Origin of the sequence: Pseudomonas sp. CBS (assembly GCF_024734645.1) — a bacterium.
Taxonomy (GTDB): Bacteria; Pseudomonadota; Gammaproteobacteria; order Pseudomonadales; family Pseudomonadaceae; genus Aquipseudomonas.
In genome coordinates this window covers 3,897,736-3,914,390 of record NZ_CP102929.1, presented here as the reverse complement: position 1 = coordinate 3,914,390, position 16,655 = coordinate 3,897,736, and the positions used below count along the sequence as shown (strand labels likewise).

Here is a 16,655-nt window from a genome sequence, read left to right as displayed (position 1 = left end):
GTCTTCGTCCGTCATCGCAAAAAACGGTGACACGGACGTGCAAGTCCGACGAAACTGTTTAGGCGTACAAACGCCCAGCCATTCAACGGGCGTTTTTTGTGCTCGCTGCTTTATGGCGGCTGCGCGCAGGAGGTCTTCGGACCTGCTGGGTGTCCTAAACAGGCCCGGTCTTGCACACCTGCGCACGGTCGCCACCCTTATTCGCGTGCAAGCGAACGGTGGCGCTCCTTACTCATCTGTTTAGGAGTTTCATCATGTTCAAACCTACCCCCAATCCGCCCCACAGCGCTGAAATCGAACACCGCAAACTCCAGGCCGCCGCCGAGCGTGCCATGGATCATTACTTTCCGACTTCCGCTTCATCGTCACTCTTTACCGTCACGCCCTCTCAATCCACCGAAGCCCTGCTGGCCAACGCTTCTGAAACCTTTGCCTCACTCAACGCGTTGACCTCCAACCTGGCCTTCGAATTGGAAGGTTCCCAGCGCGGTGTGGTGCTGGCCATTCAGCAGATGAGTGAGCTGGGGCAGTTACTGGTTGATCAAGCGTTGGAGCAGGTGAGCCCAACGGCGATGTGACGAAGTGGGAGCAGTCCCAAAAAGGGACTGATGATGATCGTTCCCACGCTCCGCGTGGGAATGCAGCCTTGGACGCTCTGCGTCCAACTGGCGATGCAAGGCTCAAGTCTCGCGCTGTGGTGACGCGGAGCGTCACGGGATGCATTCCCACGCAGAGCGTGGGAACGATCGCATCGGCGTGTGCTTTACAGTCGGATTTTTCCTGCAACCTCTCGCGCTGTGCATGAACTTGTTGTGCCCTGCGATCGCGCCTAGTCTTCGTGCGTCATCGCAAAAAACGGTGACACGGACGTGCAAGTCCGGTTACATGTCGGCGCACCAACGCCCATAGCCATTCAACGGGCGTTTTTTATGCCTGCTGTATTTCTTATGGCGGCTGTGCGTGGGAGATCCCTTGGGGTCTGCCGGGGTCCGATATGCCCGGTCTTGCACACCTGCGCACAGCTGCCACCTTATTCGCGTGCAAGCGGATGGTGTCAGCTTCCCTAATACATATCGGAGCTGCACATCATGTTCAAACCTACCCCCAATCCGCCCCACAGCGCTGAAATCGAACACCGCAAACTCCAGGCCGCCGCCGAGCGTGCCATGGATCATTACTTTCCTACTTCCGCTTCATCGTCACTCTTTACCGTCACGCCCTCTCAATCCACCGAAACCCTGCTGGCCAACGCTTCTGAAACCTTTGCCTCACTCAACGCCCTGACTTCCAACCTGGCCTTTGAATTGGAAGGTTCCCAGCGCGGCGTGGTGCTGGCCATTCAGCAGATGAGTGAGCTGGGGCAGTTACTGGTTGATCAGGCGTTGGAGCAGGTGAGCCCAGCGGCGATGTGACGAAGTGGGATCAGTCCCAAAAAGGGACTGATCGTTCCTTTTTTGGGACTTCTGCGCACGTTCTCCCGAACAGCGCTGAGCAAATGTGGGAGCGGGCTTGCTCGCGAATACGGTGTGTCAGTACCCGATTTATCAACTGACCCACCGCATTCGCGAGCAAGCCCGCTCCCACATTTGAACTGCGCTTAGCCCGAGCCTCAGCGTTTTCTGGCGAACCATTACTCCAATCGTAACGGTTCACCGCGCAGCTTGATTGATGCCCCCCCAATACCCTCCTAAGGTACAGCCCACGACAGCAAATCCCGTGGAGCGACCATGACAACAATAACTTCCCCCGACTCGCGCTGGACGCGGCGGCGCGATGAGAAGCAGCGCCGGCTCGCACTGGTGCGATCCTTCGCCGATGGCGCCGTGCTGCCCAGCGAGCGCATTGTCGAAGCCCTGGAAGCCCTGATCCTCCCCGGCGACCGCGTGGTGCTGGAGGGCAACAACCAGAAGCAGGCCGATTTCCTCTCGCGCTCCCTGGCCAAGACCGACCCCGCCAAGCTCCACGACCTGCACATGATCATGCCCAGCGTCGGCCGCTCCGAGCACCTGGACCTGTTTGAAAAGGGCATCGCCCGCAAGCTGGATTTCTCCTTCGCCGGCACCCAATCCCTGCGCATCAGTCAGTTGCTGGAAGACGGCCTGCTGGAAATTGGCGCGATTCATACCTACATCGAACTCTACGCGCGGCTGGTGGTGGATCTGATCCCCAACGTCGTGCTCTCCGCCGGTTTCATGGCCGACCGCGCCGGCAATATCTACACCGGCCCCAGCACCGAAGACACACCCGCGCTGATCGAGCCGGCCGCCTTCAGCGATGGCATCGTGATCGTCCAGGTCAACCAGTTGGTGGATGACGTCACCGACCTGCCGCGCGTTGATATCCCGGCAAGCTGGGTCGACTTCGTGGTGGTCGCCGACAAGCCTTTCTACATTGAACCGCTGTTCACCCGCGACCCACGGCACATCAAGCCCGTGCATGTGTTGATGGCGATGATGGCGATCCGTGGCATCTACGAAAAACACAACGTTCAGTCGCTGAACCACGGCATCGGTTTCAACACCGCCGCCATCGAATTGATCCTGCCGACCTACGGTGAATCCCTGGGCCTGAAGGGCAAGATCTGCCGCAACTGGACGCTCAATCCACACCCGACTTTGATCCCGGCTATCGAAAGTGGCTGGGTCGAAAGCGTGCATTGCTTCGGCACCGAACTGGGCATGGAAAACTACATCGCCGCTCGCCCGGATGTGTTCTTCACCGGCCGCGACGGCTCGTTGCGTTCCAACCGGATGTTCTGCCAGCTGGCTGGCCAATACGCGGTGGATCTGTTTATCGGCGCCACCTTGCAGGTCGATGGCGACGGGCATTCCTCCACCGTCACCCGTGGCCGCCTCGCCGGCTTTGGCGGTGCGCCGAACATGGGCCATGACCCACGCGGTCGCCGCCACGGCACACCCGCCTGGCTCGACATGCGCCACGACGACGCCCCGGAAGCCTTGCTCGAACGCGGCAAAAAGCTCGTGGTGCAGATGGTCGAGACGTTCCAGGAAGGCGGTAAACCCACCTTCGTCGAAACCCTCGACGCGGTGGAAGTCGCCCGCAAAAGCGGCATGCCCCTGGCGCCGATCATGATCTACGGCGATGACGTCACGCACCTGCTCACCGAAGAAGGCATCGCCTACCTGTACAAGGCCCGCTCCCTGGAAGAGCGCCAGGCGATGATCGCTGCCGTCGCCGGGGTGACCGCCATCGGCATGCGCCACAACCCCAAGGACACCGCACGCATGCGTCGCGAAGGCCTGATCGCGCTGCCCGAAGACCTCGGCATCCGCCGCACAGATGCCACCCGCGAGCTGCTGGCCGCCAAGAGCGTGGCCGATCTGGTGGAGTGGTCCGGTGGCTTGTACAACCCGCCCGCCAAGTTCAGGAGCTGGTAAATGCACGCACTCAAACTGCACGACCTGACACTGGCCGAACGCCTGGCCGACATGGCCGTCGACGCCTTGATTGATGAAGCCGACCTGTCGCCGAAACCCGCCCTGGTGGACCGTCGCGGCAACGGTGCCCATACCGATTTGCACCTCGGCTTGATGCACGCCTCGGCGCTGTCGCTGTGGCCGGCGTTCAAGGAAATGGCCGAGGCCGCTGTCGAATTTGGCGAAGTCGGTTTGCCCCTGCGTGAAGCCCTCGGGCGCATCGGTCGCGAAGGTGAGCAGGCGATGCTCGTCACCACCAGCGGCGTAAATACCCATCGCGGCGCGATCTGGGCCCTCGGCCTGTTAGTCGCCGCTGCCGCACTGCAACCCGAATCCTGCACTGCCAGCGCGGTGACGTTGCGCGCCGCCCGCCTGGCCTTGCTCAACGATCGCTACGCACCTCAACCGCTGAGCCACGGTGCCCAGGTCGCACAACGCTACGGCGCACGGGGGGCCCGTGAAGAAGCGCAACTGGGCTTCCCGTCAGTGCTACAGCGCGGCCTGCCACAGCTGAAAAAAAGCCGCCTGCAACAACACGGCGAACAGAACGCGCGCCTCGATGCCTTGCTGGCGATCATGACTGACCTGGCCGACACCTGCGTGCTCTACCGCGCCGGCCCTGAAGGCTTGCAGGCCATGCAACAAGGCGCCCAAGCGGTGCTGGACGCCGGTGGCAGTGCAAGCCTCGCCGGCCGCCGCCAACTGCATGAGCTGGACCAGCAACTGCTGGCGCTGAATGCCTCCCCCGGTGGCGCCGCCGACCTGTTGGCCGCCTGCCTGTTTATCGACCGCCTCGACGGAGCGCTGTGATGGAAACCTTATCCTTTGAATTCCCCGCCGGGCAGCCCGCCAAGGGCCGCGCGCTGGTGGGTTGCGTCGGCTCCGGCGACCTCGAAGTGCTGCTGGAACCGGGCACCGCCGGCACCCTGACGATTCAGGTGCAGACCTCGGTCAATGGTGCGCAGCTACGTTGGCAGCATCTGTTTGAACGGATCTTCCAGGAGCAGACACCCCCTGCATTGAACATCGATATCCACGACTTTGGCGCCACACCCGGCGTGGTGCGCTTGCGCCTGGAGCAGGGCTTCGAGGAGATCGGTCATGACTGACTTGCTCAACAAACACAGCTTCGTCGAACTCGGCGCCCGGCAGCGGGCCAAGGCCTTGCTCGATGCGGGCAGCTATCGCGAACTGATCGACCCGTTCCAGCGCGTCATGTCGCCATGGCTGAGTCGCCAGGGCGTGGTGCCTCAGGCAGATGACGGCGTGGTGATCGCCAAGGGCAGCATCGCCGGCTTGCCGGTGGTCATCGCCGCTATCGAAGGCAATTTCCAGGGCGGCAGCCTCGGTGAAGTCGGCGGCGCGAAGATGGCCGGCGCACTGGAACTGGCCGCTGAGGACAACCGCAACGGCATCCCGACCCGCGCCATCCTGCTGCTGGAAACCGGCGGCGTGCGCTTGCAGGAAGCCAACCTGGGCTTGGCCGCCATCGCCGATATCCACGCAGCGATTGTCGACCTGCGCCAGTACCAGCCGGTGATCGGAGTGGTGGCGGGCAGCGTCGGTTGCTTTGGCGGCATGTCCATCGCGGCAGGCCTGTGCAGTTATCTGCTGGTGACCCGTGAGGCGCGCCTTGGCCTGAACGGCCCGCAGGTGATCGAACAGGAAGCCGGGCTTGAGGAATACGACTCCCGCGACCGGCCCTTCATCTGGAGCCTGACCGGCGGTGAGCAACGCTTTAACAGCGGCTTGGCCGACCGGTATGTGGCCGACGACGTGGCGCAGATTCATCAGCAAATCACTGAGCTGCTGCAACAAGGCTTGCCGGAAAAACAGCGCAGCCGTCAGGTCGAACACTATCTGGAACGCCTGGCCGCACTGAGCGCCGAACCGCAAATCGACCCGGCGACGGTTCGCGATCTGTATCAGGGAGAACGCCCATGAGAGGTTTGCAGTGGTTCAACGCACTGAGCGGCGATGCAACGCCGGTGAGCGGTTTGCCGAACTCGCTGAAAGTCGCCGACGGTGTGCTCGGTGATCAGCCTGTGCGCTTTATCGCGGTGGTCACCGATGCGCAAAACCGTTTCCCCCGCGCTCGCAACGGTGAAGTCGGTTTGCTGGAAGGCTGGGGCTTGGCCAAGGCGGTTGATGAAGCGATCGACACCGGCGACAAGCGTCCGCTGATTGCCATCGTCGATGTGCCAAGCCAGGCTTACGGTCGTCGCGAAGAGGCCCTGGGCATCCATCAAGCCCTGGCCGCCGCTGCCGACAGCTACGCTCGCGCCCGGTTGGCCGGTCACCCGGTGATCGCGCTGCTGGTGGGCAAGGCGATGTCCGGCGCGTTCCTCGCCCATGGTTATCAGGCCAACCGCCTGATTGCCCTGCGCGATCCCGGCGTGATGGTGCATGCCATGGGCAAAGCCTCGGCGGCGCGGGTGACCCTGCGCAGTGTCGAAGAGCTGGAAGCCTTGGCCGCCAGCGTGCCGCCGATGGCCTATGACATCGACAGTTATGCGAGCCTTGGCTTGCTCTGGGAGACCTTGTCGGTCAGCCAGATTGAGCAACCCACTGCCGAGGATATTGCGCGGGTCAGCGATTGCCTGCTGCAGGCGATCAAAGATGTGCAGGCAGGCGGCCGTGACCTGAGCGGCCGGCTGGGCGCCGCCAATCGCGCGGCCTCCAGCCATGTGCGTCAACTGCTGCGGGAGCAATGGTGAACGCCCACGACTTGCTCTGGGGCATGACCCCGGTGCATGCCCCCGCTGATGCGCCGGCCTGGGTGCTGGATGCATTGGCCGCTGGGCATCCGGTGGTGGTGCGGCGTGCCATCGCGCCGCTGGGCTATGTGCCGGTGGGTGTGCGTGGGCGTTTGCGCGAGCAGCGCTTCGCCGCCGTGATGCCGATGGCCGCCGTGCGGCGACGCGTGGTGCCGGAAGACCTGCGCGGTGTGATTTCGCCACGGGATTTACCGGCGTTGCAGGCCCTCACTCAACTGCGCCCGGTGCTGGCGAAGGAGAACTGGGGCGTCACCGGCAGCGCCGGTTTCGAACTGGCCAGCGGCATCGAAGCGCTGCACGCCAAGAGCGATCTGGATTTGATTTTGCGCACGCCCGAGCGAATGGATCGCGGCGATGCCGAAGACTTGCTGGCAATACTCGATACTGCGGTGTGCGCCGTGGACCTGCAACTGCAAACGCCCTTTGGCGCGGTGGCATTGCGCGAATGGGCCGGTGGTTCGCGTCGCGTGCTGCTGAAGAACGCCAGCGGCGCGCAGTTGGTGATCGACCCGTGGCAGGCCGTGGCATGAGTAGCCTCCTGGCATTCCCGGGGCAGGGCGCCCAGCGTCCCGGCATGCTCCAGCAGCTGCCGCGCGCGGTGCTGGACGAAGCCAGTGCTGCCTTGAATGAAGACGTGCTGAAACTCGACTCGGCCGAAGCGCTGGCCTCGACCCGCGCCGTGCAGCTCTGTCTGTTGATTGCCGGCGTGGCCAGTGCGCGTTTGCTGGAACACACCCCCGATTACGTCGCCGGCCTGTCCATCGGCGCCTATCCAGCCGCTGTAATTGCTGGCTCCCTGGACTTTGCCGACGCGCTGAAACTCGTCAGCCTGCGCGGCGAATTGATGCAACACGCGTATCCCCACGGCTACGGCATGACCGCGCTTATCGGCCCGGGCCTGTCCACCGTCGAAGCCTTGCTCGCCCAGGTCCACAGCACACAAACCCCGGTTTACCTGGCCAATATCAATGCCGATAACCAGACGGTTATCGCCGGCAGCGACGAGGCAATGAAAGCTGTCGCCAATCTGGTCCGCGGCAACGGCGTCGCCAAACGCCTGGCCGTCAGCGTGCCGTCCCATTGTGCGCTGCTGGAAAAACCTGCCGAAACACTGGCCCAAGCCTTCGCTGAAGTGACGCTGAAAACGCCGAGCATTACCTACCTGAGCAGCACCCGCGCCCGGCCGATCCACAACACCGAACACCTGCGCGACGACCTCGCTTTCAACATGTGCCGCATCGTCGATTGGCGCGGCACCGTGCAAAGCGCCTATGAGCGTGGCGTGCGCCTGCATCTCGAACTGCCGCCCGGCGCCGTGCTCACGGGCCTCGCGCGCCGGGTATTCGAGCAAGGCACCGTCATCGCCTTCGAAGGCGCCCGTCTGGACACCTTGCAGGCCTTGCTGCGAGAGGAGGGAAACCATCACCGATAGAGCTCCACCAAGGCTGATGCTGGTCGGTTAAGAGATAGAGCGGGTCACCCATGACCTGTGGCGAGGGAGCTTGCTCCCGTTGGAGTGCGCAGCGCTCCCAGGATTTCAGGGCCGCTACGCAGCCCAACGGGAGCAAGCTCCCTCGCCACAGGTACGGTATTCATCTTTATCGGATCGGCATTGCCGCCCAAGGCTTTCGAAGCACAAAAACAACAATTTCGATGAAGCACTTTGAGGACAACCATCATGATTATTTACGGTGTGGCGTTGCTGGCGATCTGCATGTTGGCAGGCGTGATTCTGGGAGACATGCTCGGCGTGTTGCTGGGCGTGAAATCCAACGTGGGCGGGGTGGGCATCGCAATGATCCTGCTGATCTGCGCGCGGCTGTGGATGCACAAGCACGGCGGCATGACCAAGGAATGCGAGATGGGCGTCGGCTTCTGGGGCGCCATGTACATCCCGGTGGTGGTGGCGATGGCGGCTCAGCAAAACGTGGTGACCGCGCTGCACGGCGGCCCGGTGGCGGTGCTGGCGGCGATTGGTTCGGTGGTGGTGTGCGGGTGCACGATTGCCTTGATCAGCCGTACGCACAAAGGCGAACCGTTGCCCGATGAAGAGCCGCTGATCGCGGTTGCACCTGTCGCGGGAGGTCGCTGATATGTGGGAACTCATCGAGAAAGGCCTGGCAAATAACGGCTTGGTCACCGCCTTTGCATTTGTCGGCGTGGTGATGTGGATTTCGGTGGTGCTGTCCAAGCGCCTGACCTTCGGCCGCATCCACGGCTCAGCCATCGCGATTGTGATCGGGCTGGTGCTGGCCTGGGTGGGCGGCACCTTGACCGGTGGGCAGAAAGGCCTGGCGGACGTGGCGCTGTTTTCCGGGATCGGCTTGATGGGCGGCGCCATGCTGCGGGACTTTGCCATCGTGGCCACGGCATTTGAAGTACAGGCCACCGAGGCGCGCAAGGCCGGCTTGATTGGTGCGATTGCCTTGCTGCTGGGTACGGTGTTGCCGTTTATTGTGGGCGCGAGTATCGCCTGGGCGTTTGGTTATCGCGATGCGATCAGCATGACCACCATTGGTGCGGGCGCGGTGACTTACATCGTTGGGCCGGTGACCGGGGCGGCGTTGGGTGCAAGCTCGGATGTGGTGGCGCTGTCCATCGCGACTGGGCTGATCAAGGCGATCCTGGTGATGGTCGGCACGCCCATGGCGGCACGCTGGATGGGCCTGGATAACCCGCGCTCGGCCATGGTGTTCGGTGGTTTGGCCGGCACGGTGAGCGGTGTGACGGCAGGCCTGGCGGCGACGGACCGGCGGCTGGTGCCGTATGGCGCGTTGACTGCCACCTTTCACACTGGGCTTGGGTGCTTGCTGGGGCCTTCGTTGCTTTACTTCATCGTGCGAGGAATCGTCGGCTAACCCGAGATTTGGCGACCGCTTTTGTGGCGAGGGAGCTTGCTCCCGCTGGAGCGCGAAGCGGTCCCAATGCATTCTTCCTGAAACAACAGGGGCGCTGATTTTACGACTGCTGCGCAGCCGAACGGGAGCAAGCTCCCTCGCCACAGGGGATCATTGTCCGGTTTGGCGGTTCGCATACATCCGGCACTCCGCTAACAGCGCGAGCAAGTTCGGGTCGCGCTCCTTGGCTTTCAGAAACACCACGCCAATGTGCTGCTGCAAACGGTAGCGCGGTTGCAGGGGAATCAGCTTGACCCGGTTCTCATACACCGCCGCAATCCGTCCCGGCAGCAGCGCATAACCCACCCCCGAGCTGACCATGCTCAGCAGGGTGAAAATGTCGTTGACCTGCATCGCCACCTTCGGCTCGAACCCTGCCTGCTTGAATACGCGGTTGCCGTCCTGATGGGTGGCGAAGCCTTGGGTGAGGGTAATGAAGGTGGCGTCGCGCACATCCGCCAGGTCGATTTCCTGCTCGCGGTCGAAGGGTGAGTCGGCCGGGGTGGCGAGGAAAATATCGTCGGAGAACAGGGCGATCTGCTCGCAGTCGGGATCGTTGGCGTGCTCGTCGAGGGAGATCAGGATCGCGTCGACTTCCATGTTCTTCAACTTGTAGAGCAAGTCGAAATTGGAGCCGAGGATCAGGTCGATGTTGAGTTCGCTGCGGCGAATCTTCAGCCCCATGATCAACTGCGGCACGGTCTTCACCGTCAGCGAATACAGCGAGCCCAGCTTGAAACGCTCGGCGGAAAAGCCGGCGGCCTCGCGGGTCAGCCGCACACTGTCCACCACGTCCTGCACCAGCTTCTGCGCGCGCTCTTCCAGCACATAGGCGCTTTCCAGCGGCGTGAGGTTGCGCCCTTCGTGCTTGAACAGCGGGCAGCGCAGGGCGTTTTCCAGGGAGTGGATCGCCCGGTGCACGCTGACGTTGCTGGTCTGCAATTCAGCCGCCGCCCGCGCCAGGTTGCCGGTGCGCATGAACGCCAGGAAAATTTCCAGCTTCTTGAGGGTGAACTCTTCGTCGATCAGCATGGGCGTGACTCTTGTTCGAATGCCGTCGATTGTGCCCCTAAAACCAGTTCACTCCCAGCCATGCACTGCACAGGCCCAGCAGCACGCCGAGGATGATCAGCCAGATTGCGTTGAGCCTTGTGTAATACACCACGGCGGCGCTGGCCAGGGTCAGCACCAGGCTGGTGGCATTGTTTTCCAGGCTGTTCATCAGGATGTAGCTGGCGGCCAGGATCAGCCCGATGGAGATCGGCAACAGGCTGCGCTTTACCCGCTGCACCCACGGCGTCTCGGTGTGTTTCTCCAGCCAGCCGGCGCCGAAGTAGGTGAGCACCGAGCAGGGCACCAGCTTGGCGGTCAGCGCCACCAGCGCCCCCGGCAACCCGGCGGCTTGCTGGCCGATAAACACCAGGAACATGCCGTTGGGCCCGGGCAATGCCTGGGACAGGGCGAAGAAGGCGACGAACTGGGCGTCGGTGATCCAGTTCATGTCGGTGACGGTGTAGCGATGGATATCGCTCAGGGCCACGGTGTTGCCGCCAATCGCCATCAGCGACCACAGCGCGCATTGGATCATCAGGTGAAACAACACGCTCTGCATCAGCCGGCCACCTTATGCGAACCGATGAAACTCAAGGCCAAGGAGCTTGGGATGCAGATCAACAAGACCATCCACAACGGCAACACCAGCACCGCCATCAACACGAAGGTCAGGACGAACGCGCTGTAATTCGCCAGGGTCCGCGGCATGGCCTTGAGCAGGCGCAGCGTGGTGCCGAGCATCAGCCCGGTGGCGATCGGCATCACCGCGCCGAAGATCTGCTGCACCACATCATGGCTCCACCATTTGGCATAGGCGAAGCCGGCCAGCACGGTGATCAGCGAGGGGAACAGATACAAGCCGACCACGGTCACAACCGCACCCGGCAAGCCGTGTAGGCGCCGGCCGTAGATGATGCCGACGTTGGCGATATTCGGCCCGGGGAAAAATTGGCCGGTGGTCAGCAGCTCGTTGAAGCCTTGTTCGCTGACCCACTGCCTGCGGTCGACCATCATCTGCCGCGCCCAGGGCATCACGCCGCCGAAGCCAAACAGGCCGACCATGGCGAAGTTGTAAAACAACTGCCACAGACTCGGGTGGGGCTGGGCAGGTTCAAGGTCGGGCATGGAGGGGGTCCGGGGCAGGGTGCTATGGCCCGAATCATCCATCGGCGCGGGCCATTTGGGCAAATGAAGAAAGGTTGTTACCTGATATTGGGTGGGTGACGTCAGAATGGTCGAGGTGATAACCGTTATTCGAGGTGAGTGACACATGTATCACGGGGAACGATTCAACGCCTGGAGCCACTTGCTCGGGGCGGTTGCGGCTTTTGTGGGGTGCGGTATGGATGTTGGTGGTGGCCAGTATGGACGGCAACCCCTGGAAGATTGTCAGCGTAGCGATCTACGGTTTCACGTTGTTGGTGCTGTACAGCGCGTCGACCGTTTACCACAGCGTGCGCGGGCGCAAGAAAGCGATCATGCAGAAGGTCGATCACTTTTCGATCTACCTGCTGATCGCCGGCAGCTACACGCCGTTTTGCCTGGTGACGCTGCGCGGGCCGTGGGGCTGGACGCTGTTCGGGATTGTGTGGGGGCTGGCGGTGATCGGCATCCTGCAGGAGATCAAGCCCCGCTCCGAAGCGCGGATTTTGTCGATCGTGATCTATGCCGTGATGGGCTGGATTGTGCTGGTGGCGGTCAAGCCGCTGATTGCCGCGCTGGGCCCCACGGGGTTTGCGTGGCTGGCGTCGGGTGGGGTGTTGTACACCGTGGGCATTATTTTCTTTGCCCTGGAGGACCGCTTGCGGCACTCCCACGGGATCTGGCATTTGTTCGTGATCGGCGGCAGCCTGCTGCATTTCGTGGCGATCATGGGGTACGTGTTATAGCCGGTCCAACTGCTCCTGGGCCCGGCTGCCGAAGATCTCCAGCAGGCTCGCCAGCATATGCGGCGGCGGTTCGTCGGCGCGGGTCAGGGCGTACAAGGTGATTGGCAGCGGTGGCGCCAGCGGGCGAATGCAAGTGATGGCCGGTGATGCGCCGAGGGCGGTGAACGGATCGATCACCGCCAGCCCGGCGCCGGATTCGACCATGGCCCTGGCCAGGGAATAGGTCTGCACTGCGATGCTGACCCGGGGCGGTGGATCGACCGCTTCCAGGTAGCTGTCCAGCTTCGCCGACAACGGGTCGGCGCTGGACAGGCCAATCAACGGTGCGCCCGCCAGGGCCATCAGCGGCAACGGTTTGCCCAGCTCGTTTTCCGTCCAGTAACCCTGCGGTGCCAGCGCCACTAGCACGCCGTGGGCCAACGGCTGGGCGTTCAGCCCTGGGTGATCGGGCGGCTGCAGCGTCAGCGCCACGTCGACTTCACGCATCAACAGGTTTTGCACCAGCTCGCGGCTGTGGGCGCTGGACAGCTCGCAGGCAATGTCCGGGTAGCGTTGGGTCCATTCGCGGATGGCCGGCGGCAGCAACGACAGGGCCAGCGCCGGTGTGGCGCCAATACGCAGGCTCTGGCCTGGCTCACGCCGCAGGTTCTGCGCCAGGCGCCGCACGCCTTGCAGGCTTTCGGTCACCTTGTCGACTTCCCGCTCCAGCGCCAATGCTTCCGGCGTCGGCTGCAACTTGCCACGTATGCGCAGGAACAGCGGGAACCCCAGCTGCAACTCGGCATGCTGCAACACCTTGCTCACCGCCGGCTGCGAGACATGCAGCAGTTGGGCCGCGGCGCTGATGGAGCCGGTCTGGCGGATGGCCTGGAAGATTTCGATATGACGCAAGCGCATGAGCAGTCCATAACCTTTGTTTATGGGTGACCCATCTTTATTCATTGTCCCGCCGCTGTCACCTGCCTCTAACCTTCAAGCCTGATATCGCACGGTTAAGGGACGCACATGGCTCAGCAGGTTTGCATCATCGGTGGTGGGGTTATCGGCCTGGCGAGTGCCTACGCCCTGGTGCGTGCCGGTATGCAGGTGACGGTGGTCGAAGCTCGGGAAACCCTGGGCAGCGAGACCAGTTTCGCCAACGGCGGGCAGCTGTCCTACCGCTATGTCGCACCGCTGGCCGACAAGGGCGTGCCGTTGCAAGCCATCGGCTGGATGTTGCGGGGTGACTCGCCGCTGAGGCTGCGCCCGCGCATGGACCCGGCACAGTGGCGCTGGATGGCGTCGTTCCTGGGTGCCTGCCGTGGCACGGTGAACCAGCGCAATGCGGCCCATCTGCTGCGCCTGGCGTCCCTGAGCCAGGACACCCTGCAACGCTGGCGTGAAGAGGACCAGTTGGGGGATTTCCACTGGCGGCGCAATGGCAAGCTGGTGACCTTTCGCAGCCTCGACAGCTATGAACGTGCGCTGAATAAAGTGACGGACCCGTTGCAGCAACAAGTGCTTTCGGCGGCGGACTGCGCCCGGCTGGAACCGACCCTGGACGGTGCCCGTTTTGCTGGCGGCATCTATACGCCCAATGAAGAAGTCGGTGACTGCCATGGGTTCTGCCAACAGCTGGCGGCGCGGCTTGAAGCGTCGGGGCGTTGCACGTTCCTGCTGGGGCGCAAGGTGACGGGGATTCTCCACAGTGCGGGCACCGTGCAGGCGATCGAGATGGGCAGTGAGCGGCTGCCCGTGCAGCACCTGGTGTTGGCCGCCGGGCACCGCAGCCCCGAGCTGGCCTTGCCCGGCATGTCGCTGCCGCTCTATCCCCTCAAGGGCTACAGCCTGAGCGTGCCGATTGGCGCGCAGCATCAGGCGCCGAACATCAGTATCACCGACTACGACCGCAAGATCGTCTACGCGCGCATCGGTGAGCAACTGCGGGTGGCGGCGATGGTGGATATCGTCGGCTTCGACACCCGCCTTGAACCCAAGCGCCTGGCGCTGATTAAACGTCAGGCCTTTGAGACGTTCCCACTGGCCGGAGATTACTCGCAGGCGGTCGAATGGGCCGGCATGCGCCCGGCGACGCCTACGGGGGTGCCGCTGATTGGCGCCAGCGCTTATAGCAACCTGTGGCTTAACCTCGGCCACGGCGCCCTTGGGTTTACCCTGGCTTGCGGCAGCGGCCAGGTGCTGGCCGAGTTGATTGGCCGGCACACCACTTCCATTGATATGCAGGGCTTCGCGCCCCGTGCCGCTTGAGGATGTTTAGATGACCATCACCCGAATCAACAGCAACAGCCGCCTGTCTGGCGCCGTGGTGCTTCAGGACCTGGTGTTTTTGTCCGGCCAGGTGCCGGGCGAAGGCCGCGATGTGAAGACCCAGACCGAAGAGGTGCTGGCCAGGATTGATGCGCTGCTGGCCGAGGCCGGCAGCGACAAGGATCATCTGCTGAACGCGACCATCTACCTGAACAATATCCAGGAGGGTTTTGCGCCGATGAATGAAGCCTGGTCCGCCTGGCTATCGCCGGGGCAGGCACCGACGCGTACCACGTTGCAGGCACAGTTGGCGCGACCGGATGTGCTCGTTGAAATCAGCGTCATTGCCGTGCGCCGTCCATAACTAAAACAAAAACGGAGAATAACAATGCAAAAACTGTGGCGAGGGGGCTCGTCCCCGTCGGGCTGCGCAGCAGCCCCATACTCTTCCTGGCCCTGATATTGAGCGCACAGACCCAGGCAACCGAAGCCCCCCTGGAAGGCACGCTGAGCAAGATCGCCAACGCCAAGAGCATCACCCTCGGCTACCGCGATGCCTCGGTGCCGTTTTCCTATGTGGGTGATCACAGCGGCAAGCCCATGGGCTATTCGGTGGAGCTGGCGAACAAGGTCGTCGAGCGCATCCAGCAGAAAACCGGGGTGCCGAAGCTCAACGTGAAGTACAACCTGGTGACCTCCCAGACCCGCATTGCCCTGGTGCAAAACGGCACCGTGGACCTGGAATGCGGTTCCACCGGCGTGACCGCCGAGCGGCAGAAACAGGTGGCGTTTTCCTACGGGTTTATCTATGTGAAAGGCCAGTTGCTGACCGCCAACGACAGCGGCATCAAAAGCTTCGCCGACCTGCAAGGCAAGAACGTGGTAACCACCGCCGGCACCACCAACGAACGGTTCCTCAAGAGCTACAACGTTGATCACAAACTGAACATGTCGGTGATCAGCGCCAAGGACCATGGCGAAGCCTTCCAGATGCTGCAATCGGGTCGGGCGGCGGCGTTCTACATGGATGACGCGTTGCTCTATGGCGAGCGCGCCAAGGCCAAGGACCCGCACAAGTGGGTAGTGGTGGGGGAGGAGCAGTCGCGGGAAATCTACAGCTGCATGGTGCGCAAGGACGACCCGCAGTTTCTCGCGGTGGTCAATGAAACCCTGGCCGGGCTTTACAGCTCGGGGGAGATCAACGGGATTTACCAACGCTGGTTTGAACAGCCGATTCCGCCCAAGGGCTTGAACCTGGAATTCCCGATGACCAGTGAGTTGAAGGCGATTATTGCCAAGCCGGTGAGTGACCCGGTGGAGTAAACAGGTCTGAGGTTGGTAACCCGATCAAAATGTGGGAGCGGGCTTGCTCGCGAATGCGGTGGATCAGTCACACATGTATTGACTGGCACTCCGCTTTCGCGAGCAAGTCGAATCGTCGCACCGCCGCTCCCACATTTGATTGGGTTTGCAAGGCAGGGTTTAGAAGTCGCCCCAGAGTTGTTGGGCTACGGCCAGCGCCACGACTGGCGCAGTTTCGGTGCGCAGCACCCTAGGGCCCAGGCGTGCGGCATGAAAACCCGCACCTTGGGCCGTCTCGACTTCGCCATCGGTCAAGCCACCCTCCGGCCCGATCAGGAAGGCCAGGCTTCCCGGCTTGGCGTGGCTCACCAGCGGCTCGGCTACCGGGTGCAGCACCAGTTTCAAGTCCGCCTCTGCCTGTTTCAGCCAATCCGCCAGCAACAGCGGCGGGTGAATCACCGGCACCCGCGAGCGACCGCATTGCTCGCACGCGCTGATCGCCACCTGGCGCCAGTGCTGCAGGCGTTTATCGGCACGTTCGTCCTTGAGGCGCACTTCGCAGCGGTCGCTGAAGATCGGGGTGATTTCATTTACCCCAAGCTCGGTGGCTTTCTGGATCGCCCAGTCCATCCGCTCGCCACGGGACAGGCCCTGGCCAAGGTGAATCTGCAACGGTGATTCGACCTGCCCGGCGAAAGTCTCGGTGACTTGCACCACCACGCGCTTTTTACCGACTTCCAGCAAGCTGGCGCGAAACTCATGGCCGGAGCCGTCGAACAGTTGCACGGCGTCGCCTTCGCTCATGCGCAACACGCGGCTGATGTAATGCGCCTGGGCTTCCGGCAACTCGTGGTCGCCAAGGCTCAGTGGGGCGTCGACAAAAAAGCGGGACAGTCTCATTTCTGTTCTCTGGGGAGGTTCATGTAGGAGCGAGCTTGCTCGCGAAGAACGTAAGGGCGCCGCGTTTAAACAGGATACCCGCATTATCGTTGACGATTTTCGCGAGCAAGCTCGCTCCTACAGGTCAGGCAGCAGCGGCACCCGATTAATCAA

The 16,655-nt window shown here is 62.6% G+C and carries 19 protein-coding genes and 1 pseudogene; 15 read left to right on the top strand and 5 right to left on the bottom strand.

Annotation, left to right across the window (positions count from 1 at the left end):
- Positions 1 to 254 precede the first annotated feature (254 nt).
- The 11 genes from NVB75_RS17965 to madM all read left to right on the top strand — a co-directional run bounded on the left by NVB75_RS17965 (position 255) and on the right by madM (position 9,072).
- On the top strand, positions 255 to 578 hold the full coding sequence (locus NVB75_RS17965; protein WP_258342630.1) for a DUF6124 family protein: 324 nt from the start codon (positions 255 to 257) through the stop codon (positions 576 to 578).
- A 510-nt stretch (positions 579 to 1,088) separates the two neighbouring features.
- Positions 1,089 to 1,412 carry a DUF6124 family protein gene (locus NVB75_RS17960; protein ID WP_258342628.1) on the top strand — a complete coding sequence of 108 codons (324 nt, stop codon included), beginning with the start codon at positions 1,089 to 1,091 and terminating at the stop codon, positions 1,410 to 1,412.
- 315 nt (positions 1,413 to 1,727) lie between these two features.
- The gene (gene mdcA / locus NVB75_RS17955; protein ID WP_258342626.1) at positions 1,728 to 3,398 is read left to right on the top strand and encodes a malonate decarboxylase subunit alpha; all 1,671 of its coding nucleotides are present in this window, start codon (positions 1,728 to 1,730) and stop codon (positions 3,396 to 3,398) included.
- Positions 3,399 to 4,247, top strand: coding sequence for a triphosphoribosyl-dephospho-CoA synthase (locus tag NVB75_RS17950; RefSeq protein WP_008434131.1), 849 nt, complete (start codon positions 3,399 to 3,401; stop codon positions 4,245 to 4,247). It begins immediately after the preceding gene.
- Entirely contained in the window at positions 4,247 to 4,546 is a 300-nt protein-coding gene (locus NVB75_RS17945; protein WP_003216806.1) for a malonate decarboxylase subunit delta, read from the top strand. The genes NVB75_RS17950 and NVB75_RS17945 overlap by 1 nt, the downstream gene beginning before the upstream one ends.
- Entirely contained in the window at positions 4,539 to 5,381 is an 843-nt protein-coding gene (locus tag NVB75_RS17940; RefSeq protein WP_258342624.1) for a biotin-independent malonate decarboxylase subunit beta, read from the top strand. The genes NVB75_RS17945 and NVB75_RS17940 overlap by 8 nt, the downstream gene beginning before the upstream one ends.
- The gene (gene mdcE / locus NVB75_RS17935; RefSeq protein WP_258342623.1) at positions 5,378 to 6,154 is read left to right on the top strand and encodes a biotin-independent malonate decarboxylase subunit gamma; all 777 of its coding nucleotides are present in this window, start codon (positions 5,378 to 5,380) and stop codon (positions 6,152 to 6,154) included. Before NVB75_RS17940 ends, mdcE begins: the two co-directional genes overlap by 4 nt.
- The gene (locus NVB75_RS17930; RefSeq protein ID WP_258342621.1) at positions 6,148 to 6,744 is read left to right on the top strand and encodes a malonate decarboxylase holo-ACP synthase; all 597 of its coding nucleotides are present in this window, start codon (positions 6,148 to 6,150) and stop codon (positions 6,742 to 6,744) included. The genes mdcE and NVB75_RS17930 overlap by 7 nt, the downstream gene beginning before the upstream one ends.
- Positions 6,741 to 7,646: a malonate decarboxylase subunit epsilon gene (gene mdcH, locus NVB75_RS17925; RefSeq protein ID WP_258342619.1), complete on the top strand. Its 906-nt coding sequence runs from the start codon at positions 6,741 to 6,743 to the stop codon at positions 7,644 to 7,646. Before NVB75_RS17930 ends, mdcH begins: the two co-directional genes overlap by 4 nt.
- A 246-nt stretch (positions 7,647 to 7,892) precedes the next feature.
- On the top strand, positions 7,893 to 8,306 hold the full coding sequence (gene madL, locus NVB75_RS17920; protein ID WP_102604131.1) for a malonate transporter subunit MadL: 414 nt from the start codon (positions 7,893 to 7,895) through the stop codon (positions 8,304 to 8,306).
- 1 nt (position 8,307) lies between these two features.
- Positions 8,308 to 9,072 carry a malonate transporter subunit MadM gene (gene madM, locus NVB75_RS17915; RefSeq protein WP_258342614.1) on the top strand — a complete coding sequence of 255 codons (765 nt, stop codon included), beginning with the start codon at positions 8,308 to 8,310 and terminating at the stop codon, positions 9,070 to 9,072.
- 150 nt (positions 9,073 to 9,222) lie between these two features.
- Here madM and NVB75_RS17910 read toward each other — a convergent pair whose 3' ends face one another.
- From NVB75_RS17910 to NVB75_RS17900, 3 genes are read right to left on the bottom strand one after another with little or no spacing between them, the layout of a single operon-like run.
- The gene (locus tag NVB75_RS17910) at positions 9,223 to 10,143 is read right to left on the bottom strand and encodes a LysR substrate-binding domain-containing protein (RefSeq protein ID WP_258342612.1); all 921 of its coding nucleotides are present in this window, start codon (positions 10,141 to 10,143) and stop codon (positions 9,223 to 9,225) included.
- A 37-nt stretch (positions 10,144 to 10,180) separates the two neighbouring features.
- Entirely contained in the window at positions 10,181 to 10,723 is a 543-nt protein-coding gene (locus NVB75_RS17905; protein WP_258342611.1) for a chromate transporter, read from the bottom strand.
- Positions 10,723 to 11,289, bottom strand: coding sequence for a chromate transporter (locus tag NVB75_RS17900; RefSeq protein ID WP_093204131.1), 567 nt, complete (start codon positions 11,287 to 11,289; stop codon positions 10,723 to 10,725). The genes NVB75_RS17905 and NVB75_RS17900 overlap by 1 nt, the downstream gene beginning before the upstream one ends.
- A gap of 145 nt (positions 11,290 to 11,434) precedes the next feature.
- Here NVB75_RS17900 and NVB75_RS17895 point away from each other — a divergent pair.
- Positions 11,435 to 12,053, top strand: a pseudogene (locus NVB75_RS17895) (hemolysin III family protein).
- Here the strand turns inward: NVB75_RS17895 and NVB75_RS17890 are convergent.
- Positions 12,048 to 12,950: a LysR family transcriptional regulator gene (locus NVB75_RS17890; RefSeq protein ID WP_258342607.1), complete on the bottom strand. Its 903-nt coding sequence runs from the start codon at positions 12,948 to 12,950 to the stop codon at positions 12,048 to 12,050. The pseudogene NVB75_RS17895 and the gene NVB75_RS17890 sit on opposite strands and share 6 nt — an antisense overlap.
- 108 nt (positions 12,951 to 13,058) lie before the next feature.
- Here NVB75_RS17890 and NVB75_RS17885 point away from each other — a divergent pair, with 108 nt between their 5' ends.
- The 3 genes from NVB75_RS17885 (at position 13,059) to NVB75_RS17875 (ending at position 15,623) form a co-directional block, all read left to right on the top strand.
- Complete coding sequence (locus NVB75_RS17885) at positions 13,059 to 14,300, top strand: D-amino acid dehydrogenase (protein ID WP_258342606.1); 1,242 nt, start codon at positions 13,059 to 13,061, stop codon at positions 14,298 to 14,300.
- Positions 14,301 to 14,310: 10 nt separating this feature from the next.
- Positions 14,311 to 14,664 (top strand): RidA family protein, encoded by a 354-nt coding sequence (locus tag NVB75_RS17880; protein WP_258342604.1) that lies wholly within the window; start codon positions 14,311 to 14,313, stop codon positions 14,662 to 14,664.
- Between the two features lie 77 nt (positions 14,665 to 14,741).
- On the top strand, positions 14,742 to 15,623 hold the full coding sequence (locus tag NVB75_RS17875; RefSeq protein WP_258348668.1) for a transporter substrate-binding domain-containing protein: 882 nt from the start codon (positions 14,742 to 14,744) through the stop codon (positions 15,621 to 15,623).
- A gap of 159 nt (positions 15,624 to 15,782) precedes the next feature.
- On the opposite strand, the gene NVB75_RS17870 is transcribed toward NVB75_RS17875, so the two are convergent.
- Positions 15,783 to 16,502 (bottom strand): 16S rRNA (uracil(1498)-N(3))-methyltransferase, encoded by a 720-nt coding sequence (locus NVB75_RS17870; protein WP_258342602.1) that lies wholly within the window; start codon positions 16,500 to 16,502, stop codon positions 15,783 to 15,785.
- Positions 16,503 to 16,655: the final 153 nt, after the last annotated feature.